Here is a 20,325-nt window from a genome sequence, read left to right as displayed (position 1 = left end):
CGCAGAACCAGATTGACACCGGAGCTAGTTCGCACCCACGGTGTCCAGCACCCAGGCGAACTCGAACGCGACCTCTTTCCACTTCTCGTACCGACCGCTGACACCGCCGTGTCCGGCGCTCATCTCGGTCTTGAGAAGTAGCGGAGCATCACCGGTCTTGGTGGCGCGCAGTTTTGCGACCCACTTGGCCGGCTCCACGTACAGAACACGGGTGTCGTTGATGCTCGTGATCGCAAGAATGGCGGGATAGTCCTTGGCTTCCACGTTCTCGTACGGGCTGTACGAGCGCATGTAGTCGTAGACGTCCTTGTTGTGCAGCGGATCTCCCCATTCGTCCCACTCGATGACCGTCAACGGCAGCGACGGATCGAGAATCGACGTCAACGGGTCGACAAACGGAACATTGGCGAGAATGCCGGCAAACAGTTCCGGAGCGATGTTGGCGACAGCGCCCATCAGCAATCCACCTGCACTACCGCCGTCGGCAACCATCCGGTCGGCCGACGTGACACCGGTGTCGATCAAATGCTTTGCGCAAGAGACAAAATCGGTGAAGGTGTTCTTCTTGGTGAGCGTCTTGCCGTTTTCGTACCAGTGACGACCCATCTCGCCGCCGCCGCGCACGTGTGCGACGACGAAGACGACACCGCGATCGAGCAACGACAAGCGGGCAACCGAGAACGACGGGTCGATGCTCGCCTCGTAGGAACCGTAGCCGTACAACAGCAGCGGCGCGGGACCTTCCGGCGCACCTACGCGCCTCACGATCGAGAGCGGAATGCGGGTTCCGTCGTCGGCTACTGCCCAGTCGCGACGCTGCTCGTAGTTACTCGCATCGAAGTCACCGAGAACAGGCTGCGACTTGCGCAGTGCCAGTTCACCACTGGCGACGTAGTAGTCGTACACCTGCCCGGGAGTGATGAACGACGTGAAGCCGAGCCGGATGGTGGGCTGCGCCCATTCCGGGTTGGACCCCATGCCGATGCTGAAGAGTTCTTCGTCGAAGTCGATCTCGTGGCGTTCGCCGTAGCCGTCATCCGTCAACGGCCACACGGCAACCCGAGTGAGCGCCTCGCGGCGGTAGCTCAGGACGAGGTGTCCGGCAAAGGCTTCGGCTTCTTCCAGACGAACGTCTGCGCTGTGCTCGATCAGCGTCGTCATGTTCGTCGGATCCGACACGGGAGCTTCCACCAACACGAAGTTCTCTGCCTTGATGCCGTCGACGACGTCGTTGTGGAGGATCAGGAAGCGGTCCTCTCCCCCGATCACGGCGTGCTCGGCCCCGTACTCGACGCCCTCGCGACGCGGGATGATGACGCGGAAGTCGCCTTCCGGGTTCGCCGATTCCAGCATCCAGCCTTCGCTGGTCACCTTGGAACCGACCCAGATCATCAGGTACTTCTCGCTGCGGGTGGACCCCACCGAAACCCAGTACCGTTCGTCGGGCTCGTGGAACACCGAAACATCTTGACTCTGCGGCGTTCCCAGCTTGTGACGCCACACCGTGTCCGGACGCCAGGAGTCGTCGACCGTCATGTAGAAGACGTGACTGTGGTCGATCGCCCAGGTGGCGCCAGGCGCGGTATCGGGAATCTCGTCGGCGAGCATCTCACCGGTCTCGAGGTTCTTGAACCGCAAGGTGTACCGCTCGTCGCCGACGATGTCCACCGAGTACGCGAGCAACGTGCCGTCCTCGCTGATGGAGAACGCGCCGAGCGAAAAGAACTCGTGCCCTTCGGCTTCGACGTTGCCGTCCATGAGGATCTGCTCGTCGGCCAGCTCGACGCCGGGCGTCAGGTCGGGCGGAGTCCAGTCGTCTTCACCGGCGATGGGGCACCGGCACTGGACGGTGTACGACTTGCCTTCCACGCTGCGCGAGTAGTACCACCACTTACCCATGCGAGTGGGCACCGACATGTCAGTTTCCTGCGTCCGCGACTTGATCTCCTGGAAGATCTTCTCGCGCAAGGGCTCGAGCGCGGCCGTCTGCTCGTCGGTGTACGCGTTTTCGGCTTCGAGGTATGCGACTACCTCGGCGTTGTCCTTGTCCCGCAGCCACTCGTAGTCATCGACGAACGTGTGTCCGTGATGGGTACGTTCGGTGGGGACCTTCTTTGCGACCGGCGGGATCAGGCTCATGCGCTGGGACCGACCCAATCGTCGAAGGACAGACCGGAAATGCGCTCGTACGCCTCGATGTAGCGTGCCCGGGTCGCGTCGACGATCTCCTGCGGCAACGGCGGCGGTGTCGTGTCCGAGCTACGGTCCCAGCCGGATTCGGGGCTCGTGAGCCAGTCGCGCACGAACTGCTTGTCGAAACTGGGCTGCACCTTGCCCGCTTCGTAGCCTTCGAGAGGCCAGTAGCGCGACGAGTCGGGGGTGAGCACCTCGTCGGCGAGCACGAGGTTTCCAGCGGAGTCGAGACCGAATTCGAGCTTGGTGTCGGCAAGGATGATTCCGCGATCGGCTGCGAAGTTGGAGGCGCGGGCATAGACGTCGAGAGTGTCCTCGCGAAGCTGCACTGCCAGCTTCTGGCCGACCTTCTCCACTACCTGATCGAAGCTGATGTTCTCGTCGTGATCCCCGAGAGCCGCCTTGGACGCCGGGGTGAAGATCGGGTCGGGCAGACGCGACGCCTCGACGAGGCCCTCGGGCAACGCGACGCCGCACACTGCGCCGGTGTTGTTGTAGTCGACCAAGCCGGAGCCGGTGAGGAAGCCACGAACGACGCATTCGACGGGAACCATGTCGAGGGAGCGCACCACGAGAGCGCGGCCGAGAACCTCTTCCGGGATGCGATCGTCGTCGGGCTCGCCGGCCAGGTGGTTGGTGCCACCGAGGACGTTGAAGAAGAACACGCTCATCGCGGTGAGCACGCGACCCTTGTCCGGGATCGGCGTGCTGAGCACGTGGTCGTAGGCCGAGATCCGATCACTCGCGACAAGCAGCAGATGCTCGTCGTCGATCGTGTAAAGGTCACGGACCTTGCCACCGGCCAGATGAGTGTAGGAATCAAGTGTAGGACGCACCCGGTCACCCTATCGGGCGTTCGCAGTTCGTACAGAACCCCGGTAGCCGGGACAGGTAAGCGTCCTCGCCGTTCGGAGAGCTGTCCGCCCTGCTCATCCGGATATGCAGGTGGCCCCTCGCCAGCAGGCGAGAGGCCACCGTCACAGTCGATGAACTACTGGTTTGCGGGCAGCTTCGACAGGCCCTCGTCGATCGAATCCAGCGTCAGAAGAGCCGTCTGATAGGTCGCGGCCAGCGAATGCTGGACCTGGACGACGTTGCCGGCCTTCACTGCGGGCAATTCCTTCCACAGCTCGGAATTGACCAGCTCCTGCAACTGCGGAGACATCGAGCCGTCGGCGTTGAGGCCGTAGACGATCACGTCGACATTTCCGAGATTTTCGCCGATCTTCTCGATGGATACCTGTTCGACGTGGATGTCGGCGGGGTCTGCGGGGGTGCCGGGGAACTGCAGTCCGAGTCCGTCGAAGAGATTGGTCGTGTACGAAGACGCGTACTCGCGTGAGAAGGTGCCGGCCTCCGGCTTGCAGACGTTGCACACGCCGCCGAAGGTCAACGAGCCGAGCTTGTCCTTGTACTTCGCGGCCAGTTCGGCGGTTTTGGCGTCGTAGTCGTCCTTGAACTCGCCGTAGGTGCCGGAGACATTCGCGGCATCGGCGAACTGCTCGCCCAGCACTCGCCAATCAGCAGGAACCGTCGGTCCCAGGAAGACGACGGGAGCGGCCGCCTCGAGCTGCGCCATGTCCAGCTGGCTTTCGACTCGAGCGGGAACACCCATGATGATCAGATCGGGCTCGGCAGCGACGATTCCCTCGTAGTTGAGCTGGGAGACGTTGCCGTCGGGCGCGACCTTCGGCAGAGCTTCGTAAGCGGCCTTGGTCTTGTCGTCCATGTTGCCGAGTTCACGGGTCCACTCGCATACTGCTGCCAGGTTCGCTCCCGCCTGAATCAGCGGCAGAACTGCGTATCCGCAGGCCACGATCCGTTGCGGGTCGCTCGGGATCTCGATGGATCCGTTCTGTGCCTCGAAGACACGGGTCTGCGAGCTCGCGGCTGTCGTCGACGATTCGGACGACGCCTCCTCGGAGTTGCTGCAGCCGGCGACGCCGACCGCCAGCGCAGCTGCTGCGCCGATCACCACTGCGCGGCGAAACCGCGACAGACCTTGAACCCGCATGTTGAACTCCATCTGAACGCACCGGACTGCTCCGGAATTGATTTGGTGAGGCTAACCAATATCAGGGCACTGGACCTTTACACAAACACAGGTCCCGAGGAATGAACTGCGCCTCCCGAGCCGCCCACGCTTACAGCAGCACGCCTCCCACTGAGAGGGAGCAAAGCAAGATTCCTCTCGAATCGGACACGCGAACTCGCTACCTTGCCTTCGCGATACCTCATCGACTCGCCACTCTCTCCGCTCGACGAAGGGCTCACACATGTCCCGATCCACCCGTACCTGCTCACTACGGTCTGCCGCGGCCATTGCGTTGACCAGTAGCTTTCTCATCACCGGTTTCGGCGCCTCGATCGCGCAGGCCGAACCTGGCCCCTCGGCTCCGCTGTTCGGCTCGCTGGATTTCGGATCCAGCAACCTCGGCAGTTCCGAGCAGACCCCAGATGCGCCGCGGCTGACCGGGATCGACAATTTCCGCGACGTCGCAGGCACCGGCGCCGGATACTCGGGGACTTTCGGCCTGCCCGTGAACAAGGGAGTCTTCTACCGCGCGAACGCGATCACGCCCAAGGGCGATGACATGAGCAATCTCGAAAAGCTGGGACTGACAAAGGTTTACGATCTGCGCACGGAACCCGAGATCGCCAGTAAGCCCGATGTCTTGCCCGACGGGGTTGCGTACGAGAACATTCCGATCCTGTCCGGGAACATCGCCGAGATGATCGCGAAGATCAAGTCCCCCGAGGACTCACGATCGATGATGCAGGACATGAACCGCGCCTTCGTCACCGGAGCGACGGAGCGGGCCGGGTTCGCGCAGTTGCTCACGGGTCTCGCGGAAACCGAAGGTGCACAGGTCTTCCACTGCACCGCAGGCAAAGACCGCACCGGCTGGACGTCGTTTCTGCTGCTGAGTATCGCCGGTGTCGACCGCGCGGTGATCATGAACGACTACTTGCTGACCAACGAGTACACAGCCGAAGGCATGAAGGCCACGCGCGCGGGCATCGCGGCGAGCCTGGGCGAACAGATGGCCGTCAACATGGAGCCCCTGTTGGGTGTCGAGGCAAGCTATCTCGATGCCGGTCTCGCCCAGTTGGACCAGACCTACGGGTCAGTCGATCGGTACCTGACCGAGGGCCTGGGTCTGAGCCCGGCGACTGTCATGACGCTCAAAGCCAAACTGCTGGGCTGAGTGGCACGGATGCCCCGGGTTCGACGAGGGATCGGACCCGGGGCACGTGTACTTCTCTGCCCGTGCCGCGGCGGATGCGCCGCAGCGTCCCATGCGTCAGCGCGATACGGCGATCACGTTGTTTCGGTACGCCCAGATGACGATCTGCACACGGGTACGCACCTGCAGCTTCTTGCAGATGTTGCTGATGTGCGACTTCACCGTGCTCTGTTCGAGGCTGAGGGAATCTGCGATGTCGTTGTTTCCCAAGCCTTGTGACAGCAACTGCACCACATCCATCTCACGCGCACTGAGACCGTGATCCGATCCGGAGCGCGCCGTGGACATCGGTGCCGGCTTGCGCCTCGCGAACTCCACGATCAGTCTCGACGTCAATCTCGGCGAGAGCACCGAACCACCTTCGGCCACGGTCAACACTGCCGACGAGAGCTCTTCGGGATCGGCGTCTTTGAGCAAGAACCCTGCGGCACCGCTGTCGAGCGCCTCGAAAACGTACTCGTCGAGATCGAACGTGGTGATCACGATGACGCGGGTTCCGGGAAACTCGGCAAGGACCTCCCGGGTCGCAGTCAACCCGTCGCCGTGCGGCATTCGGATATCCATCAGCACGACGTCCGGTCGCAGTGCACGCACCTGCTCGTACGCCTCGACTCCCGTCTTGGCATGCCCGACGACGCGAATCTCGGGGTGACCGGAGAGAAACAGCTCGAACCCCTGCCGTACCACCTGCTGGTCGTCTGCAATAAGGACATCGATCATGCGTTGATCCTCCCGTTCACCGGCACCAGTGCCTGCACAGCCCACTCACCTTCCGAATTCGGTCCGGCGTCCAGTTGACCACCCATGAGCGTCGCGCGTTCGCGCATTCCCACAATTCCGAGGTTTTGCCCGTCGGAGGCCGGGCGAGCATTCCCGAGAGTATTGACCACCCGTACCCTCACCGCACCGGCTTCTCGACTCAGACACACCTTGGACTCGCTACCCGGCGCATGGCGAAGGACGTTCGACAACGCCTCCTGCACGATGCGGTAACACGTCAACTGGACTCCGCTGTCCAGGTCGTCGAAGCGGCCGACCTTCTCCAACGAGATCGACGAGATGGTGCGCTTGCAGTCGTCCACCAACTCGTCGATGTCGGAGACCATGGGCGTCGGGAAATCGGGGTCTTCCTCACCCAGGCGAAGTATCCCCACGATCTGCCGCAAGCTGTTGAGGGCCCGCTGACCCTGCTCGATGACGCCCCCCAGAAGGGCTTGTGCTTGTTCGGGATTGCTCGAGAAGAACTTGTCGGCGGCACGAGCCTGGATGATCATGCCGGTCATGTGGTGGGCAGCGACATCGTGCAGTTCACGTGCCATGTCCTGCCGTTCGGCAACAACGGCATTCGCAATCTTGCGTTCGCGGTCCCGGTGCAGATCCGCTACTGCCTGACTGTTCTCCACTGCTTGTTTTCGCAGGCGCGCGACGATCTTTCCCATGGCTGCGACGACCAGAAAACTCGTGACGGTGTTTGCCGCCGGTTCGAGGAACAAGTGAGGCAACTCCCCCACCTGAACCTCGGCGACCGTCAGCCCGTCCCGTTCGGTGAGATACATCGCCAAGATCACGTCCATCGCCATTCCGAGGACCAGCAGTCCGACCAGGCGCATGCCTGTCACTCGGATGGACACTGCCATGATCGCGAACCAGAAAAGCGGCGTGGCCCCCAGCGATCGACTGCCGAGGAAGAGCATCAATCCGCCGGATCCTGCCAACGTCAGGAGGTAGTACGCGATCGGGTACCGCCGGCGCGCACACGCCACAACGGTCAACACCGTCAGGAAACCCATGATGCCGACGACGGTTCCCGGATCGCTCAGCACTCGATTGCTCGTCTCGGGTTCAGTCTTGAGACTGGCGAGACCGAACACCCACGGCACACTCAGCAGGCCGACGATCACGGCCGCCGTGGCCGGGTTGTTCAGGTTGAAACGTCCCCACCCTCGCGATGCCAGGGCTTGCCCCGGGGCATTCTGACCAGCCGAGTCGAACATCCACTCCCCATTCCGCATCCGATGATTGACGTTCATGGTGGCATGCGCGCACCACTTGGTCCCACATTCGGCGAACGTGAAGGGAATGTTCGATTCCCGGCTCCTACCAAAGCACTAGTTGAAGGTGAAAGACCTAGTACTTATGGCTCAGCTGAACTGCTCGACCAACCGGTTCACCATGTTGGTTGCGCTGTAGTAGTCGAGACGGAAGGTGTCCAGACCCACGGCATAGACGTGGTGATCACGAATTGCCGGATGCTGGGCCAACAGTGGAAGTGCCTCGACCGCCTTCACCGCACCGTCGTCGGCACTGACCAAGATCAGGGTGTTGCCCGAGATACCGTCGTAGAGGTTCTCCGCCGAGACCTGAATGATGTCCTTGCGCTTACCCATGGATTCACTGCTCTTCGCGGACTCGGGAATGTCGGCGACCGTGAAACCCATCGCCGTGAGCAACTTCGCCTGCCCCGACTCGTGCGTCCAGATGTTGGCACCGCTGCCGTCCTCGTAGTAGACCAGCGCAGTGGTCGGCTGCGGGGGAAGTGTGATCTTGGCCTTCGCGGCCTCTACTGCGCTGTCGAACTTCGCGACCGTGGCCGCCGCGTTGTCTTCGAGACCTGTCGCCTTACCCAGCACAGCGGCGACTTCCTGCCAACTACTTCCGCCGTAGTCCACCACGATTGTCGGCGCGATGGCCGTGAACTGTTCGTACAGATCGACGACGGAGTCACCTCCAGTTGCCGAGACGACGATCAGGTCCGGGTTCTGCGCCAGAACGGATTCCGCGTTCGCACCGCCCATCGGCAACACTGCGAGTCCGCGTTCTTCTGCTATGTCGCCCCACTGTGTGAACAACCCCTGCGCATCCGAGACGTCGGTGTTCGGTCCCGTCGATGCGGTAGCCACCACCGGAGCGTCGATCGACAACAGCGTGCCCGTCAGCGTCACACTGGTCGAGACGATCCTCTCCGGCTTCGACGTGATCTCCACCGGCCCCTTCGGCGTTTCCACGGTACGCGGCCAATTACCCTGCGATGCAGCTGAGTCAGCATCGGAATCGGCATCCGCAGAACTACAACCGACGAGGGCGAACCCTGCTACCAAGACTGCGGAGAGCACCTTCAGGGTGCGTGATTTTTTCATTGTGACGCCCACTGGCGGACCACTCCTCGAATTCAAAAGCCCATCAAATTAGGTTAGGCTGTGCTCATGCTAACTCAGGCGGTGACCGAATTGTCCGCTACCCTCGCAGCCTCGCCCGACATCGAGACGTCCTGGAATCGGATAGTGCAACAAGGAACGCCGATCATCGAAAGCATTGATACACAGACTGTTCGAGTTACGTTCCTCTGGCGTCAGCCCGAGGAGACCGAGGTCGAGCGCGTTTACCTGGATGCAAATTCGCTGACCGACCATCACGCAGAACAACTCAGCGTGATGCAGCGACTCGGAGACAGTCCGGTGTGGTTCTACACCGCCGAAGTCTCGAACACCTGGCGTAGCAGTTACAGCATCATCCCGGTACCGAAGTCCGTAGTCGACGAGTTCGACTATCCGGGAGCAGGCAAGGAAGACTCGACCCGCCGCACACGCTGGTTGGGGTTGCTCGAGCACCGAATTGCCGACCCACTCAATCCGCTTTCCGCAGGTGTGAACACAAGGCGTTCCGTCGCCGAGATGCCCTTGGCGCCGGTCCAGTTCGGTTGGGATGCTCCAGTTTTCAGGAAGTCGGTACAGCTCACCTGGGCTAGTTCGACTTTGGACGTCGAGCGGCCGGTGTGGATCTACGAGACCGTGGACGACGGATTGACACCGCTCGAAGAACGGCCGCTCGTGATACTTCTCGACGGGCGTCACTGGGCCGAGGTCATGCCGGCAGGCGCCGCCTTCGATCGTGCGGTCCAGACCGGCAAACTGAAATCCTGCGTTCTGCTGGCCATCGATTCCGTTGACAATCAACGCCGTTCGCAGGAATTGCCGTGCAACCGCGACTACTGGAGTGCAGTCGTCGACGAACTGCTTCCGCAGGTGCGCGCCGTCACACCTTTCTCGTCTGATCGAACGCGAACGGTGGTCTCGGGGCAGAGCTTCGGCGGCCTGGCTTCGATGTTCGCAGCACTCGAATTCCCCGAACACTTCGCGCTGGTCGCCAGCGGGTCCGGTTCGTTCTGGTGGCCAACCGGCTTGAAGCGCGGGGAAGACGGCCCGCCGGGTGGAGACATAGCCGCACGCATCGAGCGCGACGGCGTACCGGACGGATTACGCGTTGTCCTCGAAGTAGGTAAGCACGAGTCCGACATGGTCGGGCACAGCGCAGCGGTCGCACAGGCGCTGGAGGCCGCAGGAGCGCAAGTGTCGTGTCGGATCTTCGACGGCGGCCACGACTGGTTGTGCTGGCGCAGTGTCCTTCTGGACTCCGTTGTCGAACTGATCGGCAGTCCGTGAGACAGACCACGCTCTAGGCCGGCTCGATGTCACCAAGCTTCCAAGTCCGATCGAAATACGGTTCGAGCGGTCCGTAGAAGCGGAAGTACGAGAACCAGTGCTGACCCGCAATGGTCTGAACCCAATTGGGTTCCTTCCCTACCGGAGCTGTAGGTCCGTAGTAAAGATCCACCGAACCGTCCTCGTTGACAACAAGATCGGGATCTCGCGAGCCACGGTCACCTCGGCCCTGCTCGTTGTCGACAAGGCAGCGTGTGTCGACCGAGTAGACCGTCGCGGACCAGAACAACTTTGCCGGGACATCGGCGGGTACGTGGAGTGTGTAACTCTTTGCTCCGTCCAACCAGTGGCCCTCGGCGTCGGCGTAGCTACCCAGATATGCCTGCCCGAGTCCGGGCGTCGTACTCTTCATCGCCTCGGAGAAGGTGACCGCCTCGTAGAACCACGACGCGCGTTCGTAGAACTCGTCGTAGTTGTCCCCTCGCTGAGCTGAGTTGTCCAGGACAATCGCCAAGTCCCACTGGCGATCCGGCCAGTAGCGCGAACCGGGGAAGCGTTTGACGAACGCATTCGCCTGGGCGAACACCTCCCCCACTTCGACGGCCCGTTGCAAGATCTTTCTCACTCGATCATCCGGGGCGAAGGGCTTGCCCTTCTCAATCCCCAGCTGCCGAAGCCACGCCATCGGGAAGCGGTCGCGCTCTTCGACAGGTTCGTCCTGCACGATGTCGTGCAGGAGTTCCCAGTATCGAAGGTCTCGCGGCTGAATTCCGCTCCAGGGCTTGCCGTCCGGTGAGACCAGACGCGTCGGACTCGGATTCTCACGATCGGAGTACGGGTACACCCGGACGGCGTCGACCAACGCGTCCGAGCGCGCCGGGTCGGGATCGAGCGTGCGGAAGCCGAACATGATGTGCATCATCGGGGAGTGGACAACGGTGTAATCACCTGTGTCCTCGACACTCTGACCTGGGCCGACTACCAGGGTCTTGCCACCCTTGCCTGCATCGGGGCCCATCTCACCGAGCACCGCGAATTCTCGTTGCCAGAAATCTGCGATGCCCCCGGCGGTCGGCCCTGGCGGCAATTCGATCACCAACGGCCCCGTTGCACCGAGATCGAAAAAGTTCAAGATGTACGGAGTCGTCGCGTTGGCGGTGATCAGGCCTAGTCGGTCACGATATGAGCGGTAGACGACGATATCGGAGGCAGTTGCTCCGAAGATGTTGGTATGCACGTCCATCCACTGAGCCCAGGACACGATGGGTATGGCCCACAAGTACGCCTGCACTGCTGTTTGGAAGTCGAGCTCGTCGAAGACCGTTGCGATGGTTTCGCGAGCGGGAAGCTCTCCGTCCCTCGGGACAAGTCCGGAGGAATACGTCAGTTCGATGTCGGCCATACCCAGATGGTGCTGGGAGAAACCTCGGCGCGAATCACCCACACCGGGTGAACCTCTAGTTCAGTGCGCCTCGAATGACGGCAGCCGTGCTGTCGAGGATTGTCCGATTGGGCGTGCGAGGTAGGGCGCGCAGGCCGAAGCCGTCGCCGCGATTTCGCGGAATGACATGCAGATGAACATGGAAGACTTCCTGCCCCGCAACAGCTCCGTCGGAGAGGTGCAGATTCACTCCGTCGACGGGGAGAGATCCGGTACGCATCGCCACGGCGATCTTCTGCGCGACGGCGAAGATCCTGGCACCGTCGTCGGGATCGAGCGTGGACAATCCACTGGCGTGGCGCTTCGGCACGACCACGAGATGGCCGGATGTGAACGGCCGAATATCCATGAAGGCAAGGACATTCGCGTCGTCGTAGACGACGCTGGCCTCGGCCTCACCGGCGATGATGGAACAGAAGATGCAGTCCATGGTCTCCGGCCCCTGTGCGCCTTTTCGGTAGTGGTGACCACCGAAAAGGCGCACGGGGCGTAGCCCTTACAGAATCGGCGACGGCGCGTACGCCGCAGCTTCGGGGTTGGCGTCGACAAGTTTCTGCACCTCGGCGACAACGGCATCGACCTGAGCCGAAGCGGCACCGACAAAAGCAGCCTTGTCGGCCAGGGCCTCGTCGAGTGCAACGCGGTCGAGCGGCAAACGGTCGTCGGCGGCAAGACGATCGAGCAGGTCGGGCTCCTTGCCCTCTTCACGCATCGCCAGCGCAACTGCGACGGCATTCTCCTTGATCGCCTCGTGTGCGGTCTCGCGTCCGACGCCGGCGCGGACGGCGGCCATGAGCACGCGCGTCGTGGCGAGGAACGGCAGATACCTGGTCAGTTCCTTCTCGATGACGGCCGGGTACGCGCCCATCTCGATCAGCACGGTCAGGAAGGTCTCGAACATGCCGTCGATCGCGAAGAACGCGTCCGGAAGCGCGACGCGGCGCACGACGGAGCAGAAGACGTCGCCCTCGTTCCACTGCGCACCCGCAAGCTCGGCTGCCATGGAGCCGTATCCGCGCAGGATCACCTGAAGTCCGTTGACTCGCTCGCACGAGCGGGTGTTCATCTTGTGCGGCATCGCCGAGCTGCCGACCTGGCCGGGCTGGAAGCCTTCGGTGACCAACTCGTGGCCGGCCATCAGGCGGATCGTGTGTGCAAACGACGACGGTCCCGCGCCGACCTGAACGAGCGCGGAGATGACGTCGTGGTCGAGGGAACGCGGGTACACCTGGCCGACGCTGGTCAACACGTGAGCGAATCCGAGGTGCTCCGCAACCTTCGCTTCGAGCTGCTCGAGTTTGGCCGCATCGCCGTCGAGGAGGTCGAGCATGTCCTGAGCGGTCCCCATCGGGCCCTTGATCCCACGAAGCGGGTACCGGTCGATCAGCTGGCGCAGACGCGTCAGTGCAACCAGCAGCTCGTCGGCGGCCGAAGCGAAACGCTTGCCCAAGGTGGTGGCCTGAGCTGCGACGTTGTGCGAGCGGCCGGCCATAACGATGGACGAGTACTCGGCAGCGCGCTCACCCAGACGGGCGGCGACGGCGATGCCGTGGTTGTAGACATGTTCGAGAGAACGCACGATCTGCAGCTGCTCGACGTTCTCGGTGAGGTCGCGGCTGGTCATGCCCTTGTGGACCTGCTCGTGCCCGGCAAGTGCGTTGAATTCCTCGATGCGTGCCTTCACGTCGTGGCGGGTGACCCGCTCGCGGTCCGCGATGGACTCGAGGTCGACGTTGTCGATGACACGCTCGTAGTCGTCGATGGCGTCGGCCGGAATGTCGATGCCCAGCTCTGCCTGCGCACGCAACACCGCCACCCACAATTGACGCTCGAGCACGATCTTGTACTCGGGAGACCACAGAGCAACGAGCTCCGGGCTGGCGTAGCGGTTGGCAAGGACATTCGGGATGCGGCTCACGAGGCCTCAGTCTAACGGGGGCCAAGCAGTGCCGTTACCCCCGATAGAGACCGAGCTAGACCGGCGGCGCCATCACGTCGATCGATTCCAAGAGCATTCCCCTGGCCAACCCCCGTGGGTCCGGGTCGTACTCCCCCAGAGCCGTGATCATCGCACCGTCGACCATCGCGACAAGACGGCGCAATTGCCCCTCGGGAGCCGACCGGCCCGAGCGTCGAAGCGCATCGGTCAACAGGTCGTCGAGCTGGGCTCGTAGGCGCAACTGCACGTCACGAAGTGCGGGATGACGGGCACACGCGACGAATCGTTCGTAGCGCGAGATCAAACGCTCGCGGCTCTCCGGCCGCTTCTCTTCGTCTCCGAGCAGCAGCTCGACCAACAGTTCGACGGTTGATTCCGCGCCCCGCCGACGTTGGGTCACCGCAGCCACTCTGGCGCGCATCGCTTCCATGTCGGCGTTGCCGTTGAGCTCGACGGCACACGCGATCAGATCGTCGAGTGAGTCGAAGTAATAGGTCGTCGAAGCCAGTGGAAGGTCAGCTCTGGTTGCCACCGCTCGGTGACGAACGGCGTCGAACCCGCCCTCCAGCAAAAGTTCAGCAGCGGACGCCACCAGAGCTTGGCGACGTCGTTCGCCCTTGGGCGTAGCTGCAGAAGACACCACGACATCGTGCCAGCAGAGGGCACCTCCGCATGGCGAAACAGCTCGAAGACCCTGCTGTTTGTTACCCGAGCCACTTCTCGAGGCGGGCCAGTGCCTCCTGGATGTCTGCTGTCGCACCCGCGAACGAGAGTCTGACCATCCGGTTTCCGTGGACGGTGTCGAAATCGATTCCGGGTGCCAGCGCGACCCCGGTATCTGTCAGCAACCGGGCACACCACGCGGTGGCGCCCTCGTCGCCACACAGATGGCCGATGTCCGCGTAGACGTAGAACGCACCGTCGGCGGGAGCCAACTCGGTGATGCCCAGTTTCGGCAACCCGGTCAACAACAGTTCACGATTGACGGCGTACCGCTGAACGTGCCCGTCCAACTCGACCTTCGCCTCGTCCGAGAATGCCTCGACGGCGGCGTACTGAGAGATCGCGGGCGGACACACGGTCATGTTCGACGCGAGTCTCTGCAGCGGGCGCCGAAGATAGGTCGGCACCAACATCCACCCGAGTCGCCAACCCGTCATCGAGAAGTACTTGGACACCGAGCCGATCACGACGGATTCGCGTGAGGTCTCCCAGGCGCTCGACGTGTGCTGATCGCCGTATCCGATGCCGTGGTAGATCTCGTCCGAGATCAGAAGAGTTCCGTGCTGCTCGCACCACGTCGCCAATGCAGCGAGCTCCTCGGGCGAGATCACCGTGCCCGTGGGATTTGCCGGGCTCGCGACGATCAGACCGGCAGGCGGCGACGGCAAAGCCTCGAGCATTTCCACTGTCGGCTGGTATCGAGTCGCCGGCCCGCAGTCGAGTTCGACGACGTTGCAGCCGAGAGCGGCAAGGGTATTGCGGTACGCGGGATATCCGGGTCGAGCAACCACCACGGTGTCGCCCTCGTCGAACGCGGCCAGGAAGAGCAAGGTGAACGCCCCGGACGAACCGGTCGTCACCACCACGTCTTCGGCGTCGACGGCGATTCCCGATCGCTCGCTGTGGTAGCGCGCAATAGCCTCGCGTAGCTGCAGGATCCCGAAAGTCTCGGTATACCCGAGTAGTTCGGTGCCCAGAATCTCTCGCGTCGCACGTAGCACCGGTGCCGGCGCGGGCGTCGACGGTTGACCTGCCGCCAAGGTCAGGACGTCACCATGTGTCCGCTGACGTTCGGTCGCGGCCTTCCATACATCCATGACATGGAAGGTCTGGATATCTGATCGACGAGATTCTGAGCGCACACTCCGACGGTAGTCGAACCGTGGTGCGGCAAGAAACGACGACCACCCATTGTGACGATCCGACAGATTCAGGCGCTCAGCATGAGTCGATTCAACGAGACCTGGGCCACGTCCCTCGCGCAACATTGATCAACGACTTCCTTCGATCAAAAGGTGCATCAGATGAAAGCTCGCTCAGTGCCCACTGCGGCTCTGGTCACGATCGGCGTTCTCACGGTTGCCTCGTGCGGAAGCACCTCTGATCCTGGCGGCAATTCTTCCGGCGACTACGCGAAGGACGGCAGTTTCACCACGATCGTGAACACCGATCCCGGCAACCTTCATCCCCTGATCACCAATCTGACTGCCACGCAGGCGATCAACAGCTATACGAACGACTCGTTGTTGGCCATCGACCCCAAAACCCGCGCAGCGGGCTCGTATCTGGCCGAAAAATGGAGCGAGAACGGAACTTCGCTGAACTTCACCCTCAAAAAGGGGATCACGTGTGAAGACGGCACGACCTTCACTGCCCAGACAGCGGCAAACAACATCAACTGGGTCGTCGACACGACCAACGGCTCGCCGTGGTTGGGAGCATCCGTACCCGAAACTGCGGTAGCAACCGCTGATGGTGACGAGCTCACGATCAAGACAACGGAACCCGCGCCCTTCCTCCTCGAGCGCATCGGCGCTCTCAAGATGGCGTGCCAGGCAGCCCTCGACGACCCTGCCAGTGTTCGAGGCAGCAGCAACGGAACCGGACTGTTCAAGATCACCGAAGTAGTGGCCAACGATCACGTCACGCTCGAACGCCGCGACGGATACAACTGGGGGCCGAACGGCGAAACCACGTCGGACACGCTCGGAGTGCCCAAGACGGTCACGATCAAGGTCGTGACCGACGCCGCGACGACGGCGAATCTCGTCCTCACCGGAACGGTCAACGCGGCCCCGGTTGCCGGCGCGGATATCGAACGTGTGGAAGCTTCAGGCCTCGAGTCGATGACGTCCAACACCCTGAGCGGACAGTTCATCTTCAACCACAATGCGGCTCTCCCCACCAAGGACGAAGCCGTACGCACCGCACTCGTGCAAGCGATCGATCTCGACGATTACACGGACATCAACACCGGTGGCAAAGGCTCACGAGCTACGGCACTGGCAGTAGTCGATCCGCGGGCGTGTGACTTCGACAGCGTCACCGGTGTAGTTCCGAAGTTCGACATGGCCGCTGCGAAAAAGACTCTTGCGGACGCCGGTTGGAAGCCCGGATCCGACGGTGTCCTGACCAAGGACGGTCAAGCGCTGCAATTGACGGTCATCTTTGCCAACTACCGCGACACCACCTCTGCAGCAGCAGAATACGCGATGAAGCAGTGGCAGGAGCTCGGTGCGAAGGTAGAGCTTCGTGGTGGTGACAACAACTTCATCATTTCCAACACATTCGCAGCGAAAGACCTGACGTCATGGTCGATCTCGATCGGACTGACCGTCCAGAGCGATACCCCCAGCATCTTCGTTCCGTACTTCGCCGGCCCCACCCCACCGTCGGGTGTCAACTTCGCATCGATCGACAATCAAAAGTACGCCGAACTGGCGGCGAAGGCCTCGGTTCTGCCCGGGCAGGAATCCTGCTCGGTGTGGAAGGAAGCGGAACAAGCACTGTTCACCTCGTCCGACGTCATTCCGGTGTCCACGTCGCCGAACTTCATGTTCTTCAACGGCGCAACGGCCCTGTATGCACCAGTTGGCGGCACCCTGGCCGGCCCTGGCATTCGCGTTCTGAAATAAGCCGGAAGACAAAGCTTTACGTCTGCATCTATTTCTCCGATTCGAAGGATCTACATGACTGACCGTCCATTTGTTCTCGACGACCTCCACCGTGTGGTCACACCCACTGAGACCTCAATCTCTCCCGACGGCACCGTGGTCGTCTTCGTTCGCTCGGAAATAATTGCCGGAAAGGCAACTACATCGCTCTGGGCGGTGTCCCGCGATTCCCGGGCTCGCCGCCTCACCGCAGGGCCCGCCGATTCTGCCCCTCGGTTCTCTCCGGACGGAACCTCGATTGCCTTCCTGCGTAAGGTCGGTGACTCCGCGCAGCTGCACCTGATCCCGCTCGCCGGTGGCGAGGCCGAAACTCTCACCACATCAGCATCACTCCCCCTCGGCGCCGGTGCAGCAGCCTGGAGCCCGGACGGAAATATCATCGCGTTCGCCGCTGTGGTCTCACGTTCGGACTCCACCGATCCGAATGCTCCCATCGTCACCGACCGACTCGGATACAAGGTGGACGGTGCCGGTTGGCTCGGCACCTTCCGGCGCCACCTTCACACCGTCGATCTGGAGACGAAGGCAGTTCGACGGCTCACCGACGGTGATTGGAATGCCGACGTTCCGTCCTGGTCACCCGACGGCACGGCCCTTGCCTTCACCGCGAATCTCGAACCGGACAGCGATCTGAACCTCACGTTCAGCGCTTACCGCATCCTCGTCGACGATCTGTCGGTTCCCCCGCAGCGACTCGGTCATGCCACCGGAGTGCAGGGCTCCACACTGTGGCATCCGCAGGGAGATTCGGTCGTCGCCATCGGCACTCCCGAGGTCCGTGTCGGAACTGCAGACCTGATCCGGCTGTCCGTCCCCGGCCCAACCGAGACACCGGTCGACGTCACCCTCACAGCTCATCTCGATCGCAACGTGATGCCCGGTGCACCCGGTTACCCCGGCGGCACACCGGCACTGTCGAATACTCGCGACGAAATCGTGTTCTGCCTACGCGATCGTGGATGGACGCATCTGTACGCGGCCGACATCGAAACCGGCACCTCTCGATCCCTCGTCGCCAATCCCAACGAGGTCGTCTCGGCGCTCTCCGTTGCCCGTGACGCCCGCGTCGCCTCCGTCATCGTCACCACGCAGCAGTCCTTCGGCGAGGTCGCACTCGTCGATCTCGACAGCGGCGCGGTCACCACGCTGACGAAATTCACCGCAGAAGCACTCCCCGAGGTGACACTGTTTGCCGCCGAGGAACGCGAGTTCACCATCTCCGACGGCCGCACCGTGCATGGTTGGTTACTGTCCGCTCCCGAAACCAGTGGCGCTGCACCTCTTCTGCTCGACATTCACGGCGGACCGCACAACGCGTGGACCGGCGTTGCAGATACCTATCACCCCGCCCACCAGGTTCTCGCCGCCCAGGGTTGGCGCATCCTGACCCTCAATCCACGTGGGTCGGACGGGTACGGCGCAGACTTCATGTACGCCGTCAACGGCGCCTGGGGTACCTCCGACCAAGCCGACTTCCTCGAGCCGATCGACGCGCTTGTCGCCGAGGGACTTGTCGACGGGGACCGTCTGGCGATCACCGGGTACAGCTACGGCGGATACAGTACGTGTCACCTGACGTCCGCGACGGATCGTTTTGCCGCTGCAGTTGCCGGCGGGCTGATCTGCGATTTCAACGCCATGGCCGGAGTCTGCGATTTCGGTCCGCACCTCGCGTCACTCGCCACCGGCACGACTGTTCCCGAGAACTCCGCGGGGCTGCTGGCAGCCTCACCGCTCGCCGCCGTGAAGAACGTGGTGACCCCGACGCTGATCCTGCACGGAAAGTCGGACGAGCGGTGCCCGCTGGGTCAAGCCGAGGCCTGGTTCGCCGCACTGCGCCAGCAGCACGTACCCACCCGTCTGGTGGCGTATCCCGGTGCAAGCCACGGGTTCCTCGTCAACGGCTCGATCTCGCACCGAATCGACTACAGCACACGACTCATCGAATGGGTCAAGCGATACACCTCCGCGAAGCTGCCCAAGACCGGCCTGGCCAACGCATCTGCCGGAGCCGACGCGTGGAAGCGTTCGCTGGACGTACTGTGTGAGCGTTACGGCGTCACCGGTGCTCAATTCGGTATTCTCACACTCGATTCCAGCGGGAAGGAAATCACCCGCACGACGGTTGCTTCCGGCGTGATCAATGCAGACACCGGGGTCGAGGTCTCCACCGACTCCCTGTTCCAGATCGGATCCATCACCAAGGTGTGGACCGCGATGCTGGTCATGCAGCTGGTCGACGAGGGCTTGCTCGACCTGGACGCAACCGTCCGGTCGATCCTGCCCGACTTCGCACTGCAGGACGAGGAAACAGCTGCCCGCATCACGGTTCGCGCACTTCTGAACCATCGCAACGGAATCGACGGTGACCTGTTCATCGACAAGGGTCGCGGCGACGACGTCGTCGAACGCTACGTCGAGGGCCTGCGTGACTTCCGTCAGGTTCATCCACTCGAAGACGGCTTCGCGTACTCGAACTCCGCGTACGTCCTTGCAGCTCGTATCGTCGAGGTTCTTCGCGGCGGCATCTGGGACGACATCCTCAAGGAGCGGATCATCGATCCGCTCGGCCTCGCGCACACACTCACGTTGACCGGAGATACACCGAGATACTCTGTGGCAGCAGGTCATACGGGGAACTCCGTCGTGATGCCCGTCTGGCCGATCACCCGCTCGATGGGGCCCGCCGGCTGCATCACTGCCAGCATCGGAGATCTACTCACGTTCGCGGAACTCGGTCTTCTCGAAGGACAGAGCGTCGACGGCGTACGGATCGTGTCGGAAAAATCGGCCGCCGCGATGCGCACACCGGAAATCGACATCAGTGAACTGTTCCCGGACAAGTCGGGTTGGGGCTTGGGCTGGTTCCACGAAACCTGGTCGGGCGAAGAGATTTTCGGGCACGACGGCAGCACCATCGGGCAGCACGCATATCTGCGTATCTTCCCCCGCCACAATGTCGCGATCGCACTGCTGACCAGCGGCGGCAAGGCCGACGGCCTCTACCGTGATCTCTTCACCGAAGCCGCGGCCGCGTTGGTCGGACTCGAACCTCCGCAAGCCCTCGCCCCGAACCCCGCGAGTGTGGAGTCGATTCCGGATTCGGTTCTGGGAAAGTACAGCTCGGGCGGAATAGCAATCGAGTTCCGTCGTGGAGAGTCCGCTGACGAGGCCGTGATCACCGTCATCGGCGACGTAATCCCGAATCCCGAGGAAGACGAGACAGCTCCGAAGAAGCCTGCAACGGTAGCCACTCTCGTACCGTCGCAGATCCCGGGGACCTGGACCACCCGTCAACCCGGGGCCGCGGGTTGGACGACGGTACGGCCGCACCGAGACGGAGTGTACGTCGGATTCCGCTTCCTACCACGGGTTAACGCGTGACGAT

The 20,325-nt window shown here is 62.4% G+C and carries 15 protein-coding genes; 4 read left to right on the top strand and 11 right to left on the bottom strand.

Annotation, left to right across the window (positions count from 1 at the left end; genetic code table 11):
* Positions 1-24: 24 nt before the first annotated feature.
* The 3 genes from ACBG85_RS05125 to ACBG85_RS05115 all read right to left on the bottom strand — a co-directional run bounded on the left by ACBG85_RS05125 (position 25) and on the right by ACBG85_RS05115 (position 4,219).
* A complete protein-coding gene (locus ACBG85_RS05125; RefSeq protein ID WP_192711977.1) occupies positions 25-2,139 on the bottom strand; it encodes a S9 family peptidase in 2,115 nt (704 codons plus the stop codon).
* Entirely contained in the window at positions 2,136-3,029 is an 894-nt protein-coding gene (locus ACBG85_RS05120; RefSeq protein ID WP_003945463.1) for a phosphoribosylaminoimidazolesuccinocarboxamide synthase, read from the bottom strand. Before ACBG85_RS05120 ends, ACBG85_RS05125 begins: the two co-directional genes overlap by 4 nt.
* Positions 3,030-3,184: 155 nt before the next feature.
* Complete coding sequence (locus tag ACBG85_RS05115; protein ID WP_165638630.1) at positions 3,185-4,219, bottom strand: ABC transporter substrate-binding protein; 1,035 nt, start codon at positions 4,217-4,219, stop codon at positions 3,185-3,187.
* Between the two features lie 250 nt (positions 4,220-4,469).
* Between ACBG85_RS05115 and ACBG85_RS05110 the strand changes: the two genes are divergently transcribed.
* On the top strand, positions 4,470-5,402 hold the full coding sequence (locus tag ACBG85_RS05110; RefSeq protein ID WP_070162114.1) for a tyrosine-protein phosphatase: 933 nt from the start codon (positions 4,470-4,472) through the stop codon (positions 5,400-5,402).
* A 96-nt stretch (positions 5,403-5,498) separates the two neighbouring features.
* Here ACBG85_RS05110 and ACBG85_RS05105 read toward each other — a convergent pair whose 3' ends face one another.
* From ACBG85_RS05105 to fepB, 3 genes are all read right to left on the bottom strand, one after another.
* Positions 5,499-6,161, bottom strand: coding sequence for a response regulator transcription factor (locus ACBG85_RS05105; protein ID WP_003945911.1), 663 nt, complete (start codon positions 6,159-6,161; stop codon positions 5,499-5,501).
* A complete protein-coding gene (locus ACBG85_RS05100) occupies positions 6,158-7,471 on the bottom strand; it encodes a sensor histidine kinase (RefSeq protein ID WP_003945842.1) in 1,314 nt (437 codons plus the stop codon). The genes ACBG85_RS05105 and ACBG85_RS05100 overlap by 4 nt, the downstream gene beginning before the upstream one ends.
* Before the next feature lie 111 nt (positions 7,472-7,582).
* On the bottom strand, positions 7,583-8,578 hold the full coding sequence (fepB, locus tag ACBG85_RS05095) for a Fe2+-enterobactin ABC transporter substrate-binding protein (RefSeq protein WP_054188018.1): 996 nt from the start codon (positions 8,576-8,578) through the stop codon (positions 7,583-7,585).
* A 66-nt stretch (positions 8,579-8,644) separates the two neighbouring features.
* Between fepB and fes the strand changes: the two genes are divergently transcribed.
* The gene (gene fes, locus ACBG85_RS05090; RefSeq protein WP_165638629.1) at positions 8,645-9,880 is read left to right on the top strand and encodes an enterochelin esterase; all 1,236 of its coding nucleotides are present in this window, start codon (positions 8,645-8,647) and stop codon (positions 9,878-9,880) included.
* Between the two features lie 13 nt (positions 9,881-9,893).
* Here fes and ACBG85_RS05085 read toward each other — a convergent pair whose 3' ends face one another.
* The 5 genes from ACBG85_RS05085 to ACBG85_RS05065 form a co-directional block, all read right to left on the bottom strand.
* Positions 9,894-11,282 (bottom strand): DUF1254 domain-containing protein, encoded by a 1,389-nt coding sequence (locus ACBG85_RS05085; protein ID WP_372026451.1) that lies wholly within the window; start codon positions 11,280-11,282, stop codon positions 9,894-9,896.
* Between the two features lie 55 nt (positions 11,283-11,337).
* The gene (locus tag ACBG85_RS05080; protein ID WP_372027827.1) at positions 11,338-11,751 is read right to left on the bottom strand and encodes an HIT family protein; all 414 of its coding nucleotides are present in this window, start codon (positions 11,749-11,751) and stop codon (positions 11,338-11,340) included.
* A 66-nt stretch (positions 11,752-11,817) separates the two neighbouring features.
* Positions 11,818-13,239, bottom strand: coding sequence for an adenylosuccinate lyase (gene purB, locus ACBG85_RS05075; RefSeq protein WP_003945775.1), 1,422 nt, complete (start codon positions 13,237-13,239; stop codon positions 11,818-11,820).
* Between the two features lie 55 nt (positions 13,240-13,294).
* Positions 13,295-13,900, bottom strand: a complete 606-nt coding sequence (locus tag ACBG85_RS05070; protein WP_003945736.1) for a TetR/AcrR family transcriptional regulator — start codon at positions 13,898-13,900, stop codon at positions 13,295-13,297.
* A 64-nt stretch (positions 13,901-13,964) separates the two neighbouring features.
* Positions 13,965-15,125 (bottom strand): pyridoxal phosphate-dependent aminotransferase, encoded by a 1,161-nt coding sequence (locus ACBG85_RS05065; RefSeq protein WP_037132442.1) that lies wholly within the window; start codon positions 15,123-15,125, stop codon positions 13,965-13,967.
* 162 nt (positions 15,126-15,287) lie between these two features.
* On the opposite strand from ACBG85_RS05065, the gene ACBG85_RS05060 reads away from it, so the two are divergent.
* Both ACBG85_RS05060 and ACBG85_RS05055 read left to right on the top strand, forming a co-directional pair.
* Positions 15,288-16,898: an ABC transporter substrate-binding protein gene (locus ACBG85_RS05060; RefSeq protein WP_042452661.1), complete on the top strand. Its 1,611-nt coding sequence runs from the start codon at positions 15,288-15,290 to the stop codon at positions 16,896-16,898.
* Positions 16,899-16,952: 54 nt separating this feature from the next.
* The gene (locus ACBG85_RS05055) at positions 16,953-20,321 is read left to right on the top strand and encodes a serine hydrolase (protein ID WP_372026447.1); all 3,369 of its coding nucleotides are present in this window, start codon (positions 16,953-16,955) and stop codon (positions 20,319-20,321) included.
* The last annotated feature ends 4 nt before the right edge of the window (positions 20,322-20,325 follow it).

The organism is Rhodococcus sp. NyZ502 (assembly GCF_041464245.1).
Lineage (GTDB): Bacteria > Actinomycetota > Actinomycetes > Mycobacteriales > Mycobacteriaceae > Rhodococcus_F > Rhodococcus_F qingshengii.
The sequence above is the reverse complement of the archived record's forward strand: the minus strand, read 5'-3'. Positions and strand labels throughout refer to the sequence as shown.

Bases quoted from the DNA above. Each gene is read 5' to 3' on its own strand.
- ACBG85_RS05125 (WP_192711977.1), bottom strand. From the start codon at position 2,139: ATGAGCCTGATCCCGCCGGTCGCAAAGAAGGTCCCCACCGAACGTACC.
- ACBG85_RS05115 (WP_165638630.1), bottom strand. From the start codon at position 4,219: ATGGAGTTCAACATGCGGGTTCAAGGTCTGTCGCGGTTTCGCCGCGCA.
- ACBG85_RS05110 (WP_070162114.1), top strand. From the start codon at position 4,470: ATGTCCCGATCCACCCGTACCTGCTCACTACGGTCTGCCGCGGCCATT.
- ACBG85_RS05105 (WP_003945911.1), bottom strand. From the start codon at position 6,161: ATGATCGATGTCCTTATTGCAGACGACCAGCAGGTGGTACGGCAGGGG.
- ACBG85_RS05100 (WP_003945842.1), bottom strand. From the start codon at position 7,471: ATGAACGTCAATCATCGGATGCGGAATGGGGAGTGGATGTTCGACTCG.
- fepB (WP_054188018.1), bottom strand. From the start codon at position 8,578: ATGAAAAAATCACGCACCCTGAAGGTGCTCTCCGCAGTCTTGGTAGCA.
- fes (WP_165638629.1), top strand. From the start codon at position 8,645: ATGCTAACTCAGGCGGTGACCGAATTGTCCGCTACCCTCGCAGCCTCG.
- ACBG85_RS05085 (WP_372026451.1), bottom strand. From the start codon at position 11,282: ATGGCCGACATCGAACTGACGTATTCCTCCGGACTTGTCCCGAGGGAC.
- ACBG85_RS05080 (WP_372027827.1), bottom strand. From the start codon at position 11,751: ATGGACTGCATCTTCTGTTCCATCATCGCCGGTGAGGCCGAGGCCAGC.
- ACBG85_RS05060 (WP_042452661.1), top strand. From the start codon at position 15,288: ATGAAAGCTCGCTCAGTGCCCACTGCGGCTCTGGTCACGATCGGCGTT.
- ACBG85_RS05055 (WP_372026447.1), top strand. From the start codon at position 16,953: ATGACTGACCGTCCATTTGTTCTCGACGACCTCCACCGTGTGGTCACA.